Origin of the sequence: Enterobacter sp. DC4, assembly GCF_000568095.1 — a bacterium.
In the GTDB taxonomy this organism is placed as follows: Bacteria; Pseudomonadota; Gammaproteobacteria; order Enterobacterales; family Enterobacteriaceae; genus Enterobacter; species Enterobacter pseudoroggenkampii.
In genome coordinates this window covers 627,124-643,039 of record NZ_AZUB01000001.1, presented here as the reverse complement: position 1 = coordinate 643,039, position 15,916 = coordinate 627,124, and the positions used below count along the sequence as shown (strand labels likewise).

Below are 15,916 nucleotides of genomic sequence, written 5' to 3'. Positions count from 1 at the left end.
CTATCTGGTTTGCTCACATATCGGGGCTAAAAACTGAAACAGCTCGCGCGAAGACCAGCGTTGTTGGCCATACGCACGGACGGGTACAACAGGCATCAGCGCATTGCAGATGATGACTTCATCGGCAGTCTGTAGCGCGGCTTCTCCTGCGCTAACTTCGACAACGCGATAGCCAGAGCGTGCCAGCTGTTGCAGACAAAACTGACGCATTAACCCGTTTACGCCAGCGTGTTCCAGCGACGGAGTGAACACCTCTCCCCCCTGCCGCCAGAGTAAATTAGCCGCACAGCATTCCGTAATGAACCCTTCGCTGTCAAGAACCAGCGCCTCATCGGCGTCCGTCTGTTCAAGATGAGTACGAATGAGCACCTGCTCGAGGCGATTGAGATGCTTAAGCCCGGCCAGCATCGGGTTCCGTCCCAGTCGAACCGGGCTCAGCGTCAGCGTGACGCCGTCTTCTCGCCAGCGAGAGTAATGCGCAGGATAAGCAGAAACGGAGAGAATACGCGTTGGGTTGATACACGATGCGGCGCTGTAACCCCGGCCACCACTGCCGCGGCTGATGATGACTTTGAGTACGCCGGTGTCCTTCCCGGTTGCCAGCAGGCACATTTCCTGGCGCAGTGTGTCCCAGTGCGTAAAGGGGATCATTAACTTTTCACAGCCATGCTGCAGACGTCGAATGTGCGCCTCCAGCAGGCAGACATCGCCATCCAGAATACGCGCCGTCGTAAAGCAACCATCACCGAACTGTATCGCCCTGTCGCTGGCAGGCAGCGTGTCCTGCTCAAGGCCATTGATTAAAAACATGGTGGCTCCTTATGCGTGGGCATTTAGTCTGGCAGGATGTCATGCAGCCGACAAGAAGATTAGGCTTAATAAAAAAGGCCCGGCAAGCGGACCTTTTTAAAAGCTATCGGGACGTCAGGATCAGATCTTTTTGAAGATCAGAGAACCGTTGGTACCGCCGAAGCCGAAGGAGTTACACAGGGTGTACTCCATACCGCTAACCTGACGCGCTTCGTGAGGAACGAAGTCCAGATCGCAACCTTCATCCGGGTTATCCAGGTTGATGGTTGGCGGAACAGCCTGATCGCGCAGCGCAAGGATGGAGTAGATTGATTCTACTGCACCCGCCGCACCCAGCAGGTGACCGGTCATGGACTTCGTGGAGCTCACCATTACGCGGCTGGCAGATTCGCCGAAGATAGACTTAACCGCCTGAGCTTCAGCTTTATCGCCTGCTGGCGTAGAGGTGCCGTGCGCGTTCACGTAGCCAATTTGTGCTGGGGTAATACCCGCATCACGGATCGCGTTTTCCATCGCCAGCGCAGCACCCGCGCCGTTCTCAGGAGGAGACGTCATGTGGTAAGCATCGCTGCTCATGCCGAAACCAACGATTTCAGCATAAATTTTCGCACCGCGTTTTTTCGCGTGTTCGTACTCTTCCAGTACGATCATGCCCGCCCCGTCGCCCAGCACGAAGCCGTCACGGTCTTTATCCCACGGACGGCTCGCCGCCTGCGGGTTATCATTACGGGTAGACAGCGCACGCGCCGCACCGAAACCGCCAACACCCAGCGGGGTACTGGCTTTTTCAGCACCGCCCGCAACCATAGCATCTGCATCGCCGTACGCAATAATGCGCGCGGCCTGGCCGATGTTATGTACGCCAGACGTACAGGCGGTGGCGATAGAAATGCTTGGCCCACGCAGGCCAAACATGATGGTCAGGTGACCTGCCACCATGTTAACAATCGTGGACGGAACGAAGAACGGGCTGATCTTACGCGGGCCGCCATTCATCAGAGATGTATGGTTTTCCTCGATCAGGCCAAGACCGCCAATCCCGGAGCCGATAGCGGCGCCGATACGGGTTGCGTTCTCTTCCGTAATCACAAGGCCAGAATCCTGCATGGCCTGAACGCCAGCGACAATTCCATATTGAATGAAGGCATCCATCTTGCGCTGTTCTTTGCGCGAGATGATCTCTTCACAGTTAAAATCCTTTACTAAGCCAGCAAATTTCGTTGCATAGGCGCTAGTATCGAAATGGTCGATTAGGCTGATGCCGCTCTGACCGGCAAGGAGAGCTTTCCAGGTGGACTCTACGGTATTGCCGACAGGAGACAACATGCCAAGTCCGGTCACAACTACACGACGCTTAGACACGTTTGTCCTCCAGGGAGGGATAAAAAAAGAGATTCGTGGGACTAAAAAAGATAAAACTCAGGCGGTCGAATGACCGCCTGGAGATGTTCACTTACGCCTGGTGACCGTTGATGTAATCAATGGCAGCCTGAACGGTGGTGATCTTCTCAGCTTCTTCGTCCGGAATCTCAGTATCAAACTCTTCTTCCAGAGCCATTACCAGCTCAACGGTGTCAAGAGAATCTGCGCCCAGGTCTTCAACGAAGGAAGCGGAGTTCACAACTTCTTCCTGCTTAACGCCCAGCTGTTCGCCGATAATTTTCTTAACGCGTTCTTCGATAGTGCTCATACTCTTAAATTTCCTATCAAAACTCGCTTTCGCGATGGTTTTCGTAGTGTATAAAATGTTGAAAAATTTGCAACTAAATCCCGGCAGTTCGTACCACGATTTTACGTTATTTTGAGGCCATTCGCCCTAATAACGCAAATATTTTTCATCGTGGTTAAACCATATACATCCCGCCGTTGACGTGGAGGGTCTCACCAGTGATGTAACCCGCTTCGTCAGAGGCTAAAAATGCAACCGCACTGGCGATTTCTTTAGGGTCGCCAAGACGACCCGCCGGAACTGCCGCCAGCGTACCCGCACGCTGCTCATCAGTCAGCGCACGCGTCATGTCCGTTTCAATAAAGCCCGGAGCAACAACGTTTACCGTAATACCGCGGGACGCAACTTCACGCGCCAGCGACTTACTGAAACCAATCAGACCTGCTTTCGCCGCAGCGTAGTTAGCCTGACCAGCATTTCCCATGGTACCAACCACAGAACCGACAGTGATAATACGACCATGACGCTTTTTCATCATAGCGCGCATTACCGCTTTTGACAGACGGAATACAGATGACAGGTTGGTTTCGATGATATCGTTCCACTCGTCGTCTTTCATTCGCATTAACAGGTTATCGCGAGTGATCCCGGCATTGTTTACCAGAATATCCACTTCGCCAAACTCTGCGCGAATATTTTCCAGAACAGATTCGATAGATGCAGGTTCAGTCACATTCAGTACCAGACCTTTACCGTTTGCACCCAGATACTCGCTGATGGCCTGAGCGCCATTCTCGCTGGTTGCTGTTCCAATCACCTTCGCGCCGCGCGCAACCAGTGTTTCAGCAATTGCACGCCCGATACCGCGGCTTGCGCCAGTGACCAGGGCGATTTTTCCTTCAAAACTCATGGTATTCCTCTTTTATTGCGAGAGTGCCGCTGACATCGCTTCCGGCTCGTTAATCGCCGAGGCTGTCAGGGTGTCAACAATACGTTTTGTCAGACCGGTGAGGACTTTCCCTGGGCCGACTTCATACAGATGCTCAACGCCCTGAGAGGCCATAAACTCAACGGTTTTGGTCCACTGTACCGGGCTGTAGAGCTGGCGAACCAGTGCATCACGGATAGCTTCCGGCGTGGTTTCGCATTTCACATCGACGTTGTTCACAACGGAAATCGTCGGTGCGTTAAACGTAATTTTTTCCAGCTCAACCGCCAGTTTCTCGGCGGCAGGCTTCATCAGCGCACAGTGAGAGGGCACGCTGACCGGCAGCGGCAGCGCACGCTTAGCACCCGCTGCTTTACAGGCCGCACCCGCACGTTCAACCGCTTCTTTATGACCGGCAATAACCACCTGGCCCGGCGAGTTGAAGTTAACCGGAGAGACCACCTGGCCTTCAGCAGATTCTTCACATGCTTTTGCAATTGCAGCGTCATCCAGACCGATGATGGCAGACATACCGCCCGTGCCTTCCGGCACCGCTTCCTGCATGAATTTGCCGCGCAGTTCCACCAGACGTACCGCGTCAGCAAACGCGATCACACCGGCACACACCAGCGCAGAGTATTCGCCCAGGCTGTGACCCGCGAGCAGCGCGGGGGCTTTACCGCCCTGCTGCTGCCAGACACGCCACAGCGCAACGGACGCGGTCAGCAGCGCGGGCTGGGTCTGCCAGGTTTTGTTCAGCTCGTCGGCCGGACCCTGCTGGGTCAGCGCCCATAAATCATAACCCAGTGCATCAGAAGCTTCACGGAAAGTCTCTTCAATGACCGGATAGGTTGCTGCCATTTCAGACAACATCCCAACGGTTTGAGAGCCCTGGCCCGGGAACACAAAAGCAAATTGCGTCATTTTTTATTCCTTATCCTAGAAACGAACCAGCGCGGAACCCCAGGTGAACCCGCCACCGAAGGCTTCAAGCAAGACCAGCTGGCCCCGTTTGATTCGTCCATCGCGTACCGCTTCATCAAATGCGCACGGTACCGACGCCGCAGAGGTGTTGCCATGACGATCCAGCGTCACCACAACGTTATCCATCGACATGCCCAGCTTTTTCGCGGTCGCGCTGATGATACGCAGGTTCGCCTGATGCGGCACCAGCCAGTCGAGCGCGGAGCGTTCAAGGTTATTCGCTTCCAGCGTTTCATCAACGATGTGCGCAAGCTCAGTCACCGCCACCTTGAACACCTCGTTCCCTGCCATAGTCAGGTAAATCGAGTTGTCCGGATTAACGCGATCGGCGTTAGGCAGGGTCAACAGTTCGCCGTAGCTGCCATCAGCATGCAGATGCGTCGAGATGATACCCGGCGCTTCGGACTGCCCCAGCAGCACCGCGCCCGCACCATCACCAAAAATAATGATCGTTCCACGATCGGTAGGATCGCAGGTGCGCGCCAGCACGTCAGCACCGATCACCAGCGCATATTTAACGGCACCGGATTTCACGTACTGATCGGCAACGCTCAGCGCATAGGTGAAACCTGCGCACGCGGCAGCGACGTCAAACGCCGGACAGCCTTTAATGCCGAGCATGTTTTGCACCTGGCACGCCGCGCTTGGGAAAGCGTGCGTGGCAGACGTCGTGGCGACCACGATCAAACCAATCTGTTCTTTATCAATGCCCGCCATTTCGATAGCACGCTGTGCGGCTTCGTAACCCATGGTCGACACGGTTTCGTCTGGCGCGGCAATACGACGTTCACGGATACCTGTGCGCGTGACAATCCACTCGTCAGATGTATCTACCATTTTTTCCAGATCGGCGTTGGTACGCACCTGTTTTGGCAGGTAGCTGCCGGTACCTAAAATCTTCGTATACATGTACGCTCAGTCACTTTTAGCTAATACAGATTCCAGGCGAGCGGCAATCCGCTGAGGGACTTGTCGCTGCACCGCCTGCACTGCCTGTTCAATCGCGACAGCAAATGCTCGCTGATTGGCGGCGCCATGACTCTTAATCACGATGCCGCGCAATCCTAACAGACAGGCGCCATTATACTGGTCGGGGTTGAGGTGACTGAATCGCCGCGTCAGGCTCTTTTGTAACCAACGCTTCAATAAAATCAGCCACCAGGCGCTTTTTTTGCCTTCTCCCTGAGATTTCAGCAGAGAAAGAAACATGCGCACGACCCCTTCCATGGTCTTCAACGTTACGTTTCCGGTGAAGCCATCGCACACCAGAACATCCGTTTTCCCCGTCAACAACTCATTGGCTTCGAGATAACCAATATAGTTGATGGAGGGAACCTGTTTGAGCAATTCAGCCGCTTCGCGAATGCTGTCCAGGCCTTTGGTCTCTTCTTCACCAATGTTCAGTAACGCAACACGGGGAGTGTTGATCCCGACGACTTCTTCTGCCAGCACCGATCCCATCACGGCAAACTGAGCCAGCATAGTACTATCACAGTCGACGTTAGCGCCCAAATCGAGCACCACCGTCTTGCCCTTCTGCTGATGCGGTAACACCGTCACCAGCGCCGGACGCTCAATACCTTCAATAGGTTTGAGCAGTAATTTCGACAGCCCCATCAGCGCGCCGGTATTCCCCGCGCTGACGCAAGCCTGAGCTCGCCCTTCTTTCACCAGCTCCAGCGCTACCCGCATAGAGCTGCCACGACTATTGCGAATAGCCTGCGAAGGTCGGGCATCACTGGCAATAACTGACTGCGCAGGAATAATCTGCAGACGCGAACGTTGTTCAAAGTCAGCTTTTGCGAGTAATGGCGTGATTGCGTCGGGATTGCCGACTAAAAGAAGTGTGAGTTGCGAATTAGAATTCAGTGCCTGCAATGCTGCAGGCACTGTCACGGAAGGGCCAAAATCTCCCCCCATGACATCTAACGCCAGGGTTAGACGTGTCAAGGTATCGTCGCAGCCTGGTTCGGTAAATTCCCCGTTTGCACGGGGAAATCCTCACTAAGCCTAATCACGCTTGCGCGTGATTACTTAGTGATAACCTTGCGGCCGCGGTAGAAACCGTCAGCGGTGATGTGGTGACGCAGGTGTTTCTCACCAGAAGTCTTGTCTACAGACAGGCTGGTAACTGCAGTCAGCGCGTCATGGGAACGACGCATGCCACGTTTGGAACGGGTTGGTTTATTCTGTTGTACGGCCATGGACCTTACTCCTCAATTACTTACGCTTTAAGCTGGCTAATACGGCAAATGGGTTTGGTTTTTGCGCTTCATCAGGCAGTTCCCCAAAGACCATGTCCGCCTCGGACACTTCACAGTGTTCAGAATCATGCACCGGAACCACTGGCAAGGTGAGGATGATTTCATCTTCAACCAGAGCCAGAAGATCGATTTCACCGAATTCGTTAACCTCAATCGGCTCATACGCTTCCGGGAGTGCTTCAGCCTGTTCGTCAGAACGAACCGGACTGAAACAATACGTTGTGTGAACATGCTGTACAAACGGTTTCCCGCAACGCTGACACTCGAGCGTTACCGTCACCTTTGCATCACCGGTTAAAACGGCGAGACGCTGGTTGTCGATAGCGAACGACATGGAGCATTCTACATCACTGTCCACACTGACTACGGATTCGGCAATACGCTCAGCCTGATCGGAAGTATAGATACCTTCATAATCGAGGCGTTTTTGAGCCGTACGAACCGGATCAAGAGTCAGGGGTAATTTTACCTTTTGCATAGGGCGCGCATATTAACTTTGTAACGTCATAGAGTCAAAGAAAAAGGCAACCAGAGCTGCCTTTTCCCAATTATTCGCACACATTGCGGCCTGTAGTTTAAAATGGCTGGCATCGATACGCTATATCTGGTGATAAAAATATGCCAAATCTCGTCCTTGCTTCCACGTCTCCCTACCGCCGAATGCTGCTGGAAAAGCTCGGGATCCCGTTTGAATGCGCCGCGCCAGAGGTTGATGAGACGCCACAGCCGGGCGAGTCACCGCGTCATCTGGTAACGCGTCTTGCTAAAGAGAAAGCGCAGTCGCTGGCCGCACGCTATCCTTCGCATTTGATTATAGGCTCCGATCAGGTTTGCGTGCTGGACGGCGAAATCACCGGCAAGCCCCATACGGAGGAGAACGCCTGCCAGCAGCTTCTGCGCGCGCGAGGCACTATCGTGACCTTTTATACGGGCCTGGCGCTCTATAACTCCGCCACCGGTCATCTGCAAACGGAGTGTGAACCGTTCGACGTACACTTCCGCCATCTCAGCGAGCAAGAGATTGTGGATTATGTGCGTCGGGAACGTCCGCTGAACTGTGCGGGGAGCTTTAAAAGTGAAGGATTGGGGATTGCGCTGTTCGACAAGCTGGACGGTCGCGATCCCAACACGCTGGTGGGGTTACCGCTGATTGCCTTGTGTCAGATGTTAAGACGAGAAGAGTGTAATCCGCTGATCATGTGACTTTTGCCCAGCGGCGCTTCGCTTGCATGGGCCTACGGGTTTTGTAGGCCGGGTAAGCGCAGCGCCACCCGGCACAAAATCAGCCGCGCAAAACCTTAAGACAGCGTTTCAACTGCTCATCCAGCGGCGCTTCAATACGGATGACTTCACCGGTATTCGGATGGGTAAACTTCAGCGCTGCCGCATGCAGGAAAAGACGCGACAGTCCCGTCCCCGCCAGCTGCTTATCAAACTCGCGGTCGCCATAGCGGTCATCAAAGGCGATGGGGTGCCCTGCAAACTGCGTATGCACGCGGATCTGGTGGGTACGACCGGTCACCGGACTGCAGCGCACCAGCGTGGCAAACTCATAGCGCTCTTCAACCTTAAAGCGCGTCTCAGACGGTTTCCCTTCCTGGCTCACGCGGACAATGCGTTCACCGCTTTGCAGAATGTTCTTCAGCAGCGGCGCCTGCACCACTTTTACATGGGACTGCCACTGGCCGCGCACCAGCGCCAGATAGTCTTTCTGCATCCCTTTTTCACGCAGCTGTTCATGCAGCGAACGCAGCGCGGAACGCTTTTTCGCCACCAGCAGTACGCCTGAAGTGTCGCGGTCAAGACGGTGCACCAGCTCAAGGAAGCGCGCTTCCGGACGCAGGGCACGCAGCCCTTCAATCACGCCGAAGCTCAGACCGCTACCGCCATGGACTGCCGTTCCTGACGGTTTATTGAGCACCAGAATGTGGTCATCTTCGTAAAGGATGACGTCGCTCAGGGCAGCCACTTTCTGCAGCTTTGGTGAAACGGTCTCTTCTTCACGCTCTGCCACGCGCACTGGCGGAATACGCACTTCGTCACCGGCTTCGAGTTTGTACTCGGGCTTCACGCGTTTTTTGTTAACCCGCACCTCGCCCTTACGCAGGATGCGATAAATCATACTCTTTGGCACACCTTTCAGCTGGGTGCGCAAAAAGTTATCGATACGTTGCCCCGCGTCATCTTCGGCGATGGCAACCATTTTTACGGCTGGAGTCTCTGTTTTCATGGGTGGCGATTCTAAATATCGTCAGCCATTAGCGCCACTCATTTTTCTATGCTTATATTTACTTTTATCCGGCCTGCTCCCCGTTTCGCGCAACCGATTTGGTGGTTATTAAACCAATCGCCATTCTGAAGTGAAGAAACTGTGAGTAACCGGGTGATAATTGGTAAAAGTCATCTTGCTATAACCCGGCGAGCAGTGGAATAATGAGGCTGTTTTCCGTGTTAAATCCTGGTTAAGTAAGGATGTTGACGGAATGACCAATTTTGTCTGACCGATCATCCACGCAGCAATGGCGTAAGACGTATTGATCTTTCAGGCAGTTAGCGGGCTGCGGGTTGCAGTACTTCCCGGTATAAGGATTGTTCTCTGGAGAGTTCTACCCAGGCAATTCCCCTGATAATTGCGCTGTGTTTCCGTATGAAATACAGGCAACCGACACTCTGCGCCTCTTAAGCGAGCGACAACCGTGAGGTTGGCGACGTGAACAGACACGAGGCCATCGGTTCATACCCCGGAAAGCGTCACCTTGCCCGCAGCTTTGTCGTCAATGTAAGAATAACGAGTAAGTTACGATGAAAAGAATGTTAATCAACGCAACTCAGCAAGAAGAGTTGCGTGTCGCCCTTGTGGATGGGCAGCGCCTGTACGATCTGGATATCGAAAGTCCTGGACACGAACAGAAAAAAGCGAACATTTACAAAGGTAAAATCACCCGCATTGAACCAAGCCTTGAAGCTGCATTTGTCGATTACGGTGCTGAGCGTCATGGTTTCCTCCCTCTGAAAGAAATCGCCCGCGAATATTTCCCTGCAAACTACAACGCCCATGGCCGACCAAACATCAAAGATGTTCTGCGTGAAGGTCAGGAAGTTATCGTTCAGATTGATAAAGAAGAGCGTGGCAACAAAGGTGCCGCACTGACCACCTTTATCAGCCTGGCAGGGAGCTATCTGGTTCTGATGCCTAACAACCCGCGTGCGGGTGGCATCTCTCGCCGTATCGAAGGTGATGACCGTACCGAGCTGAAAGAAGCGCTGGCAAGCCTCGAACTGCCTGATGGCATGGGTCTTATCGTGCGTACCGCGGGCGTGGGCAAATCAGCCGAAGCGCTGCAATGGGACCTGAGCTTCCGTCTGAAGCACTGGGAAGCCATCCAGAAAGCAGCGGAAAGCCGCCCTGCTCCGTTCCTGATCCACCAGGAAAGCAACGTGATCGTGCGTGCCTTCCGTGACTATCTGCGTCAGGACATCGGTGAGATTCTGATCGATAACCCGAAAGTGCTTGAACTGGCGCGCCAGCACATCGCCGCGCTGGGTCGTCCGGATTTCACCAGCAAAATTAAACTGTACACCGGTGAAATCCCGCTGTTCAGCCACTATCAGATCGAATCCCAGATTGAATCCGCCTTCCAGCGTGAAGTGCGTCTGCCGTCCGGCGGTTCTATCGTTATCGATACCACTGAAGCGCTGACCGCTATCGACATCAACTCCGCGCGTGCAACTCGCGGCGGCGATATCGAAGAGACCGCCTTCAACACCAACCTAGAAGCCGCTGATGAAATCGCCCGCCAGCTCCGCCTGCGCGACCTGGGTGGTCTGATTGTTATCGACTTCATCGACATGACCCCTGTTCGCCACCAGCGTGCGGTAGAAAACCGTCTGCGCGAAGCGGTGCGTCAGGACAGGGCGCGTATCCAGATTAGCCATATCTCACGCTTTGGCCTGCTGGAGATGTCCCGTCAGCGTCTGAGCCCGTCGCTGGGTGAGTCCAGCCATCACGTTTGCCCGCGCTGCTCCGGCACCGGTACCGTGCGTGATAACGAATCGCTGTCCCTCTCTATTCTGCGTCTGATTGAAGAAGAAGCGCTGAAAGAGAATACCAAAGAGGTGCACGCGATTGTTCCTGTGCCAATTGCCTCCTACCTGCTGAACGAAAAACGTGCTGCGGTAAGTGCTATTGAAGCGCGTCAGGGCGGCGTTCGCTGCATCATCGTGCCAAACGACCAGATGGAAACTCCGCACTATCACGTGCTGCGTGTCCGTAAAGGTGAAGAGACGTCCACGCTCAGCTACCTGCTGCCGAAGCTGCACGAAGAAGAGATGGCCCTGCCTTCCGATGAAGAGCCAGCCGAGCGCAAACTGCCTGAGCAGCCTGCGTTAGCGACCTTTATCATGCCAGAAGCCCCACCGGAAGCGGCCCTGGAAAAACCTGTGGCTAAACCTGAAGCGCAGAAACCAGCAGCAGCGAAAGCCCAGCCGGCGCAGCCGGGTCTGCTGAGCCGCTTCTTTGGCGCGCTGAAGAAGATGTTTGCTGAAGAAGAAGCTCAGCCAGAACAGCCGAAGGAAGAGCCAAAAGCGGCCAAGCCTGAACGCCAGCAGGACCGCCGTAAGCGTCAGAACAACCGCCGCGATCGTAACGACCGTAGCGATCGTAATGACCGCAGCGAGCGTCGTGACAACCGCGACAACCGCTCTGAGAACAATGAAGGTCGTGAGCAACGCGAAGACAACCGTCGCAACCGTCGCGAGAAACAGCAGCAGAATGTTGAAGATCGTGAAATTCGCCAGCAGGCGGGCGATGAGTCTGAGAAGAGCAAACAGCGTGACGACCAGCAGCCGCGCCGTGAACGCAACCGTCGCCGTAACGACGAGAAGCGTCAGGCACAGCAGGAAGTCAAAAACCTGAACCGCGAAGAGCCTGTTGAACAGCAGGACGGCGAGCAGGAAGAACGTACTCAGGTTATGCCGCGCCGTAAGCAGCGCCAACTTGCTCAGAAAGTCCGCTTCGCCTCCGAGGCAACCGAAGAGTCAACCGTTGTCGCAGTTGAAACCCGCGAGAACGCAACCGGCACTCAGCTGGCGAAAGTTGATCTGCCAGCGGTCGTTGAAAACAACGTTGAGCAGGATGAAAACGGTGAAAACCGTGATAACGCCGGTATGCCGCGCCGTTCACGCCGTTCCCCACGTCATCTGCGCGTCAGCGGCCAGCGCCGTCGTCGCTATCGTGACGAGCGTTACCCAACTCAGTCGCCAATGCCGCTGACCATTGCCTGTGCTTCGCCAGAAATGGCTTCCGGCAAAGTCTGGATCCGCTACCCGGTTGCTCGCCCGGAGCAGGTTGTTGAAGAGCAGCCTGTAACCGAAGAGGTGATTGCACCTGCGGCAGCGGTAGAAGACGTTGTGACTGAAGCGGCAACCGTGGTTGAACCTCAGGTTGTTGAAACGGAAGCACCTCAGGCAGTTGAAGTCGAAACCACTCATCCGGAAGTAATTGCCGCGCCGGTTGATGCCGCACCGCAGCTTATTGCTGAAGAAGATGTCGTGGTGGCTGAGGAAGTTGCTGAAGAAGCTGAACCTGTAGCCGCAGTGGAAGACACCGCTGAAGCTATCGTTGAAACCACCACTGAAGAAGTCGTTCAGGACGTTGAGATTGAGGTTGAACCGGTTGTTGAAGAACCGAAAGCGCCTGAAGTGAAACCTGAACCGGTTGTCTCTGCGCCAGCTGCTGCCCACGTGGCGACAGCACCGATGACCCGCGCTCCGGCGCCGGATTACGTGCCAGAAGCTCCGCGTCACAGTGACTGGGTACGCCCGGCATTCAGCTTTGATGGTAAAGGCGCTGCTGGCGGCCACAGTGCAACGCATCAGGCGACTGCACCGGCAACGCGCCCGCAGTCTGTCGAATAACGACGCTGAAAGTAAAAAGCCGACCTTAGGGTCGGCTTTTTTTATGGCTGCTGCACGGGCCTTCTCATCCCGGAGACCTCCGGCATGACCTGCCGCATCAGCTCCAGAAAACGCCGCAAGCGTGCCGGATAATAACGGGACCAGGGGTAAACCAGATGCACCGGCAGCGCCGCTGGCTGCCACTCCGGCAGCAAATGCACCAGCCGCCCTTCCCGAATATCATCCTGTACCGTCCAGCTGGATACCACCGCCACACCGAGACCGGTGAGCACCGTATTGCGTGCGACATACAGGCTGTCGGTGCTGAGGCGTGGCGTAATAGCAATCCGCGCGGTGGCGGGCGAGGCATCGTGAAAAAGCTCCACGTGGCGCTGGTAGAAAGAGCTGATCGCTATCCAGGGAAACTGCTGCAAATCCTCCGGCGTGGTAACCGCTGGAAAACGGGCCAGCAGTGCCGGAGAAGCGACTACCGAGCGCGGCACTTCCGCCAGCAGCACGGATACGGTCGCCGGATCGACCTCCACGCCCACCCGAATAGCACAGTCAAGGTTGTCGCCGAGGAAGTCAGCTGACCGATCGTTGAGCATCCACTCAATCGAAAGCTGCGGGTAGCGTTGCAAAAATTCGGTTACGGGTTTCAGAAGCTGATCCTGACCAAACGCGTGGGGTGCACGCACCCGCAGCACGCCTACGGGCTCATCTTCCGTCTGCCCCACCTCATCTTCCAGCGCCAGCCAGCTGTCAATCACCCGACGAGCGTGCTGGTAGCAGCGTTCGCCATCATCCGTCAGCCGCGTCGTGTGGGTAGTGCGCAGTATCAGGCGCACGCCCAGCATGGTCTCCAGCGACTGTAGCCGTCTGCTCACCGTGGCCTGGGTGGTGGCCAGCTGCCGTGCCGCCGCAGAGAGGGAACCCGCCTCCACTATCCGGACAAACGTCCGCATTAGCTCCACCCTGTCTATACGCTCAGCTCTTTTCATTACATTTTCACTTATACGTTAAACGTATAAGCGTTTTACCACCGGGCCCGCTACCGTCGCAAGGCATACTGATAAAAAATAGCCGCACACGACGAATGAGGAACAACTTATGAACACAACAACGACTCCCCATGCTGTAAGCCGCTGGGTGATTTTTATGCTAGCTCTGGGGGCCGGTTTCAGCGTGGCATCAATCTATTACGCGCAGCCCCTGCTGCCGCTGATGGGTGCCGATCTGCATCTGAGCATTGAAGGTATGGGTCTGGTCCCAACGTTAACTCAGGCAGGCTATGCGCTCGGTATCCTGTTCCTGCTTCCCCTGGGCGATCGCCACGACCGCAGGACGTTAATTCTGATTAAAAGCGCAGCGCTGGCGCTGTTTCTTCTCGGCTGTAGCCTGACCGGGCAGATCCATTCTCTGCTGCTGGCAAGCCTGCTCATCGGCATGGCCGCCACCATGGCACAGGATATCGTCCCTGCTGCGGCGATTCTTGCGCCAGAAGGTAAACAGGGGAAAACCGTGGGCACGGTAATGACCGGGCTGCTGATGGGTATCTTATTATCAAGAACCGTGAGCGGCGTAGTGGGCGAAGCCTTTGGCTGGCGCGTCATGTACCAGCTGGCGGCGGCGAGCATTGCGTTCATCGGGGTGATGATGTGGTTTGTGCTTCCCCGTTTTGCCATTCACTCCACGCTGAGCTACCCCGCGCTGATGCGCTCAATGGAACATCTGTGGCGTCGTTATCCGGCGCTGCGCCGCGCGGCGCTGGCTCAGGGTTTTCTGTCGATTGCCTTCAGCGCCTTCTGGTCAACGCTCGCGGTCATGCTGCTGGAACGCTATCACCTTGGCAGTGCCGTAGCGGGTGGGTTTGGTATTGCGGGTGCCGCCGGTGCATTAGCCGCCCCGCTGGCGGGGGGTCTGGCGGACAAACTGGGCGCAGGAAAAGTCACGCAGCTTGGTGCCGTCCTTGTGACCGTCTCATTCGCCCTGATGTTCCTGATGCCCGCGCTGAGCGTTCATGGACAGCTGATGCTGATCGCCGTCTCTGCCGTCGGGTTCGACCTGGGTCTGCAGTCCAGCCTGGTCGCTCACCAGAACCTGGTCTACAGCCTTGAACCGCAGGCGCGTGGTCGTCTCAATGCCCTGCTCTTTACGGTGGTCTTTATCGGGATGGCGCTGGGCTCCGCACTAGGCAGCAATATCTACTCGCTGGCTGGCTGGACGGGTGTGGTCGCGCTGGCCACCGTCTGTGGCGTCATTGCGCTGGTCATCCGTCTGATAGAAAGCGCGCGTGTCGCCTCCGTACCGGCAGAAGCCGCATAAAAAAATGCCCAATCCAGACGGATTGGGCAGTAAAACATGCCCAGTTTCAAGACATGTTCCAAGAGGTCAAGATGTTATTTGTTCAGCTGGAACAGAGACATGCCCTGCATATCGCTAAACGCTTTATAAGACGCCTGCAAGGCCGCCTGCTGCATGGTGTAAGAGGAAATCGCTTCGTTCCAGTCGACATCCACCAGATCACTCATCTGCTTAGTCTGACCCAGAGCGCGGTCATCTCCCAGCGTATCGAGTTTTTCCAGCTCGTTCATCTTGGTTCCCACATCCGCAACGACCGTCAGGACGTTGTTCTGGGCGTTTTTGATGCCGATCTGCGCATTGGCAATCACCTGATTTTGCGCCGTTGCGGCAGCCGGATCGTTCTCAATCGGTGTCTTCAGGGACGCAATGGCAGAATCCAGGATTTTGAACATGTTGGTCTGGCCATATCCACCGCCCGGCAGCTGTTCCGCATTACTGGTAATGCTTTCGAAAATTTGCTGTCCGGTATGGCTAATGGTCATATTTCGCGCCGTATCAACCTGCTGCGAGATGGCCTCTGCGCCGCCGTTATAATCCCCGGTCACGGCATCAAACGGTGCGCTCTCGGTTTTGTATCCCGCAAAGATAAAGCGACCATTGCCATCCGTCGTGTTGGCCAGGTTCATCAGCTGATCGCGGATCCCCTGGATATCGGTCGCCAGAGAAAGACGGTCGTCATCGCTTAATGTGCCGTTCGACGCGTAAACCAACTTCTCGCGCACGCTTGAGATTGCGGTGTTCACCTGGGTTAACACGTTATCTTCCAGCGAGACCTTCTGCGTTGCAAAGGTACGCGCAAGCGCGAACTGGCTGTTTTGCGACTGAGATTGCGACAGAACGATGGCCTGCGACGCGGCGATAGGATCGTCCGAAGGACGGTTAACGCGCTTACCGGTGGACATTTGCTCACCATAGCTCAGCCATCTGCTCTGGGAATCAGTGATCCCGCGCATGTTCTGCTCATACATCATCTGGGTGCTAATACGCATTATTCACCTCAAC

General features: G+C 55.4%; 15 protein-coding genes. 3 read left to right on the top strand and 12 right to left on the bottom strand.

Annotated features, from left to right (window positions below):
- The 9 genes from pabC to yceD form a co-directional block, all read right to left on the bottom strand.
- On the bottom strand, positions 1-810 hold the full coding sequence (pabC, locus tag P349_RS20940; RefSeq protein ID WP_032650853.1) for an aminodeoxychorismate lyase: 810 nt from the start codon (positions 808-810) through the stop codon (positions 1-3).
- Positions 811-930: 120 nt separating this feature from the next.
- A complete protein-coding gene (fabF, locus tag P349_RS20945; RefSeq protein WP_024909028.1) occupies positions 931-2,172 on the bottom strand; it encodes a beta-ketoacyl-ACP synthase II in 1,242 nt (413 codons plus the stop codon).
- Positions 2,173-2,263: 91 nt separating this feature from the next.
- Entirely contained in the window at positions 2,264-2,500 is a 237-nt protein-coding gene (gene acpP / locus P349_RS20950; protein ID WP_003857954.1) for an acyl carrier protein, read from the bottom strand.
- A 154-nt stretch (positions 2,501-2,654) separates the two neighbouring features.
- Positions 2,655-3,389 carry a 3-oxoacyl-ACP reductase FabG gene (gene fabG, locus P349_RS20955; protein WP_008500795.1) on the bottom strand — a complete coding sequence of 245 codons (735 nt, stop codon included), beginning with the start codon at positions 3,387-3,389 and terminating at the stop codon, positions 2,655-2,657.
- Between the two features lie 12 nt (positions 3,390-3,401).
- On the bottom strand, positions 3,402-4,331 hold the full coding sequence (fabD, locus tag P349_RS20960; protein WP_032650852.1) for an ACP S-malonyltransferase: 930 nt from the start codon (positions 4,329-4,331) through the stop codon (positions 3,402-3,404).
- 15 nt (positions 4,332-4,346) lie between these two features.
- A complete protein-coding gene (locus tag P349_RS20965; protein ID WP_032650851.1) occupies positions 4,347-5,300 on the bottom strand; it encodes a beta-ketoacyl-ACP synthase III in 954 nt (317 codons plus the stop codon).
- Between the two features lie 6 nt (positions 5,301-5,306).
- Positions 5,307-6,341: a phosphate acyltransferase PlsX gene (gene plsX, locus P349_RS0124035; RefSeq protein ID WP_024909025.1), complete on the bottom strand. Its 1,035-nt coding sequence runs from the start codon at positions 6,339-6,341 to the stop codon at positions 5,307-5,309.
- Positions 6,342-6,421: 80 nt separating this feature from the next.
- A complete protein-coding gene (gene rpmF, locus P349_RS20970) occupies positions 6,422-6,595 on the bottom strand; it encodes a 50S ribosomal protein L32 (protein WP_003857964.1) in 174 nt (57 codons plus the stop codon).
- Positions 6,596-6,611: 16 nt separating this feature from the next.
- Positions 6,612-7,133: a 23S rRNA accumulation protein YceD gene (gene yceD / locus P349_RS20975; protein WP_014883375.1), complete on the bottom strand. Its 522-nt coding sequence runs from the start codon at positions 7,131-7,133 to the stop codon at positions 6,612-6,614.
- A gap of 140 nt (positions 7,134-7,273) precedes the next feature.
- Between yceD and P349_RS20980 the strand changes: the two genes are divergently transcribed.
- Positions 7,274-7,858, top strand: coding sequence for a Maf family protein (locus P349_RS20980; protein WP_032650850.1), 585 nt, complete (start codon positions 7,274-7,276; stop codon positions 7,856-7,858).
- A 79-nt stretch (positions 7,859-7,937) separates the two neighbouring features.
- On the opposite strand, the gene rluC is transcribed toward P349_RS20980, so the two are convergent.
- Positions 7,938-8,885: a 23S rRNA pseudouridine(955/2504/2580) synthase RluC gene (gene rluC / locus P349_RS20985; RefSeq protein ID WP_024909023.1), complete on the bottom strand. Its 948-nt coding sequence runs from the start codon at positions 8,883-8,885 to the stop codon at positions 7,938-7,940.
- A gap of 572 nt (positions 8,886-9,457) precedes the next feature.
- Here rluC and rne point away from each other — a divergent pair.
- Positions 9,458-12,571 carry a ribonuclease E gene (gene rne / locus P349_RS20990; protein ID WP_032650849.1) on the top strand — a complete coding sequence of 1,038 codons (3,114 nt, stop codon included), beginning with the start codon at positions 9,458-9,460 and terminating at the stop codon, positions 12,569-12,571.
- Positions 12,572-12,612: 41 nt separating this feature from the next.
- Here the strand turns inward: rne and P349_RS20995 are convergent, their stop codons facing one another.
- A complete protein-coding gene (locus tag P349_RS20995) occupies positions 12,613-13,551 on the bottom strand; it encodes a LysR family transcriptional regulator (protein WP_032650848.1) in 939 nt (312 codons plus the stop codon).
- Between the two features lie 109 nt (positions 13,552-13,660).
- Between P349_RS20995 and P349_RS21000 the strand changes: the two genes are divergently transcribed.
- Positions 13,661-14,875: an MFS transporter gene (locus P349_RS21000; RefSeq protein ID WP_032650847.1), complete on the top strand. Its 1,215-nt coding sequence runs from the start codon at positions 13,661-13,663 to the stop codon at positions 14,873-14,875.
- Positions 14,876-14,949: 74 nt separating this feature from the next.
- Here the strand turns inward: P349_RS21000 and flgL are convergent, their stop codons facing one another.
- On the bottom strand, positions 14,950-15,903 hold the full coding sequence (gene flgL, locus P349_RS21005) for a flagellar hook-associated protein FlgL (protein WP_024909019.1): 954 nt from the start codon (positions 15,901-15,903) through the stop codon (positions 14,950-14,952).
- Positions 15,904-15,916: the final 13 nt, after the last annotated feature.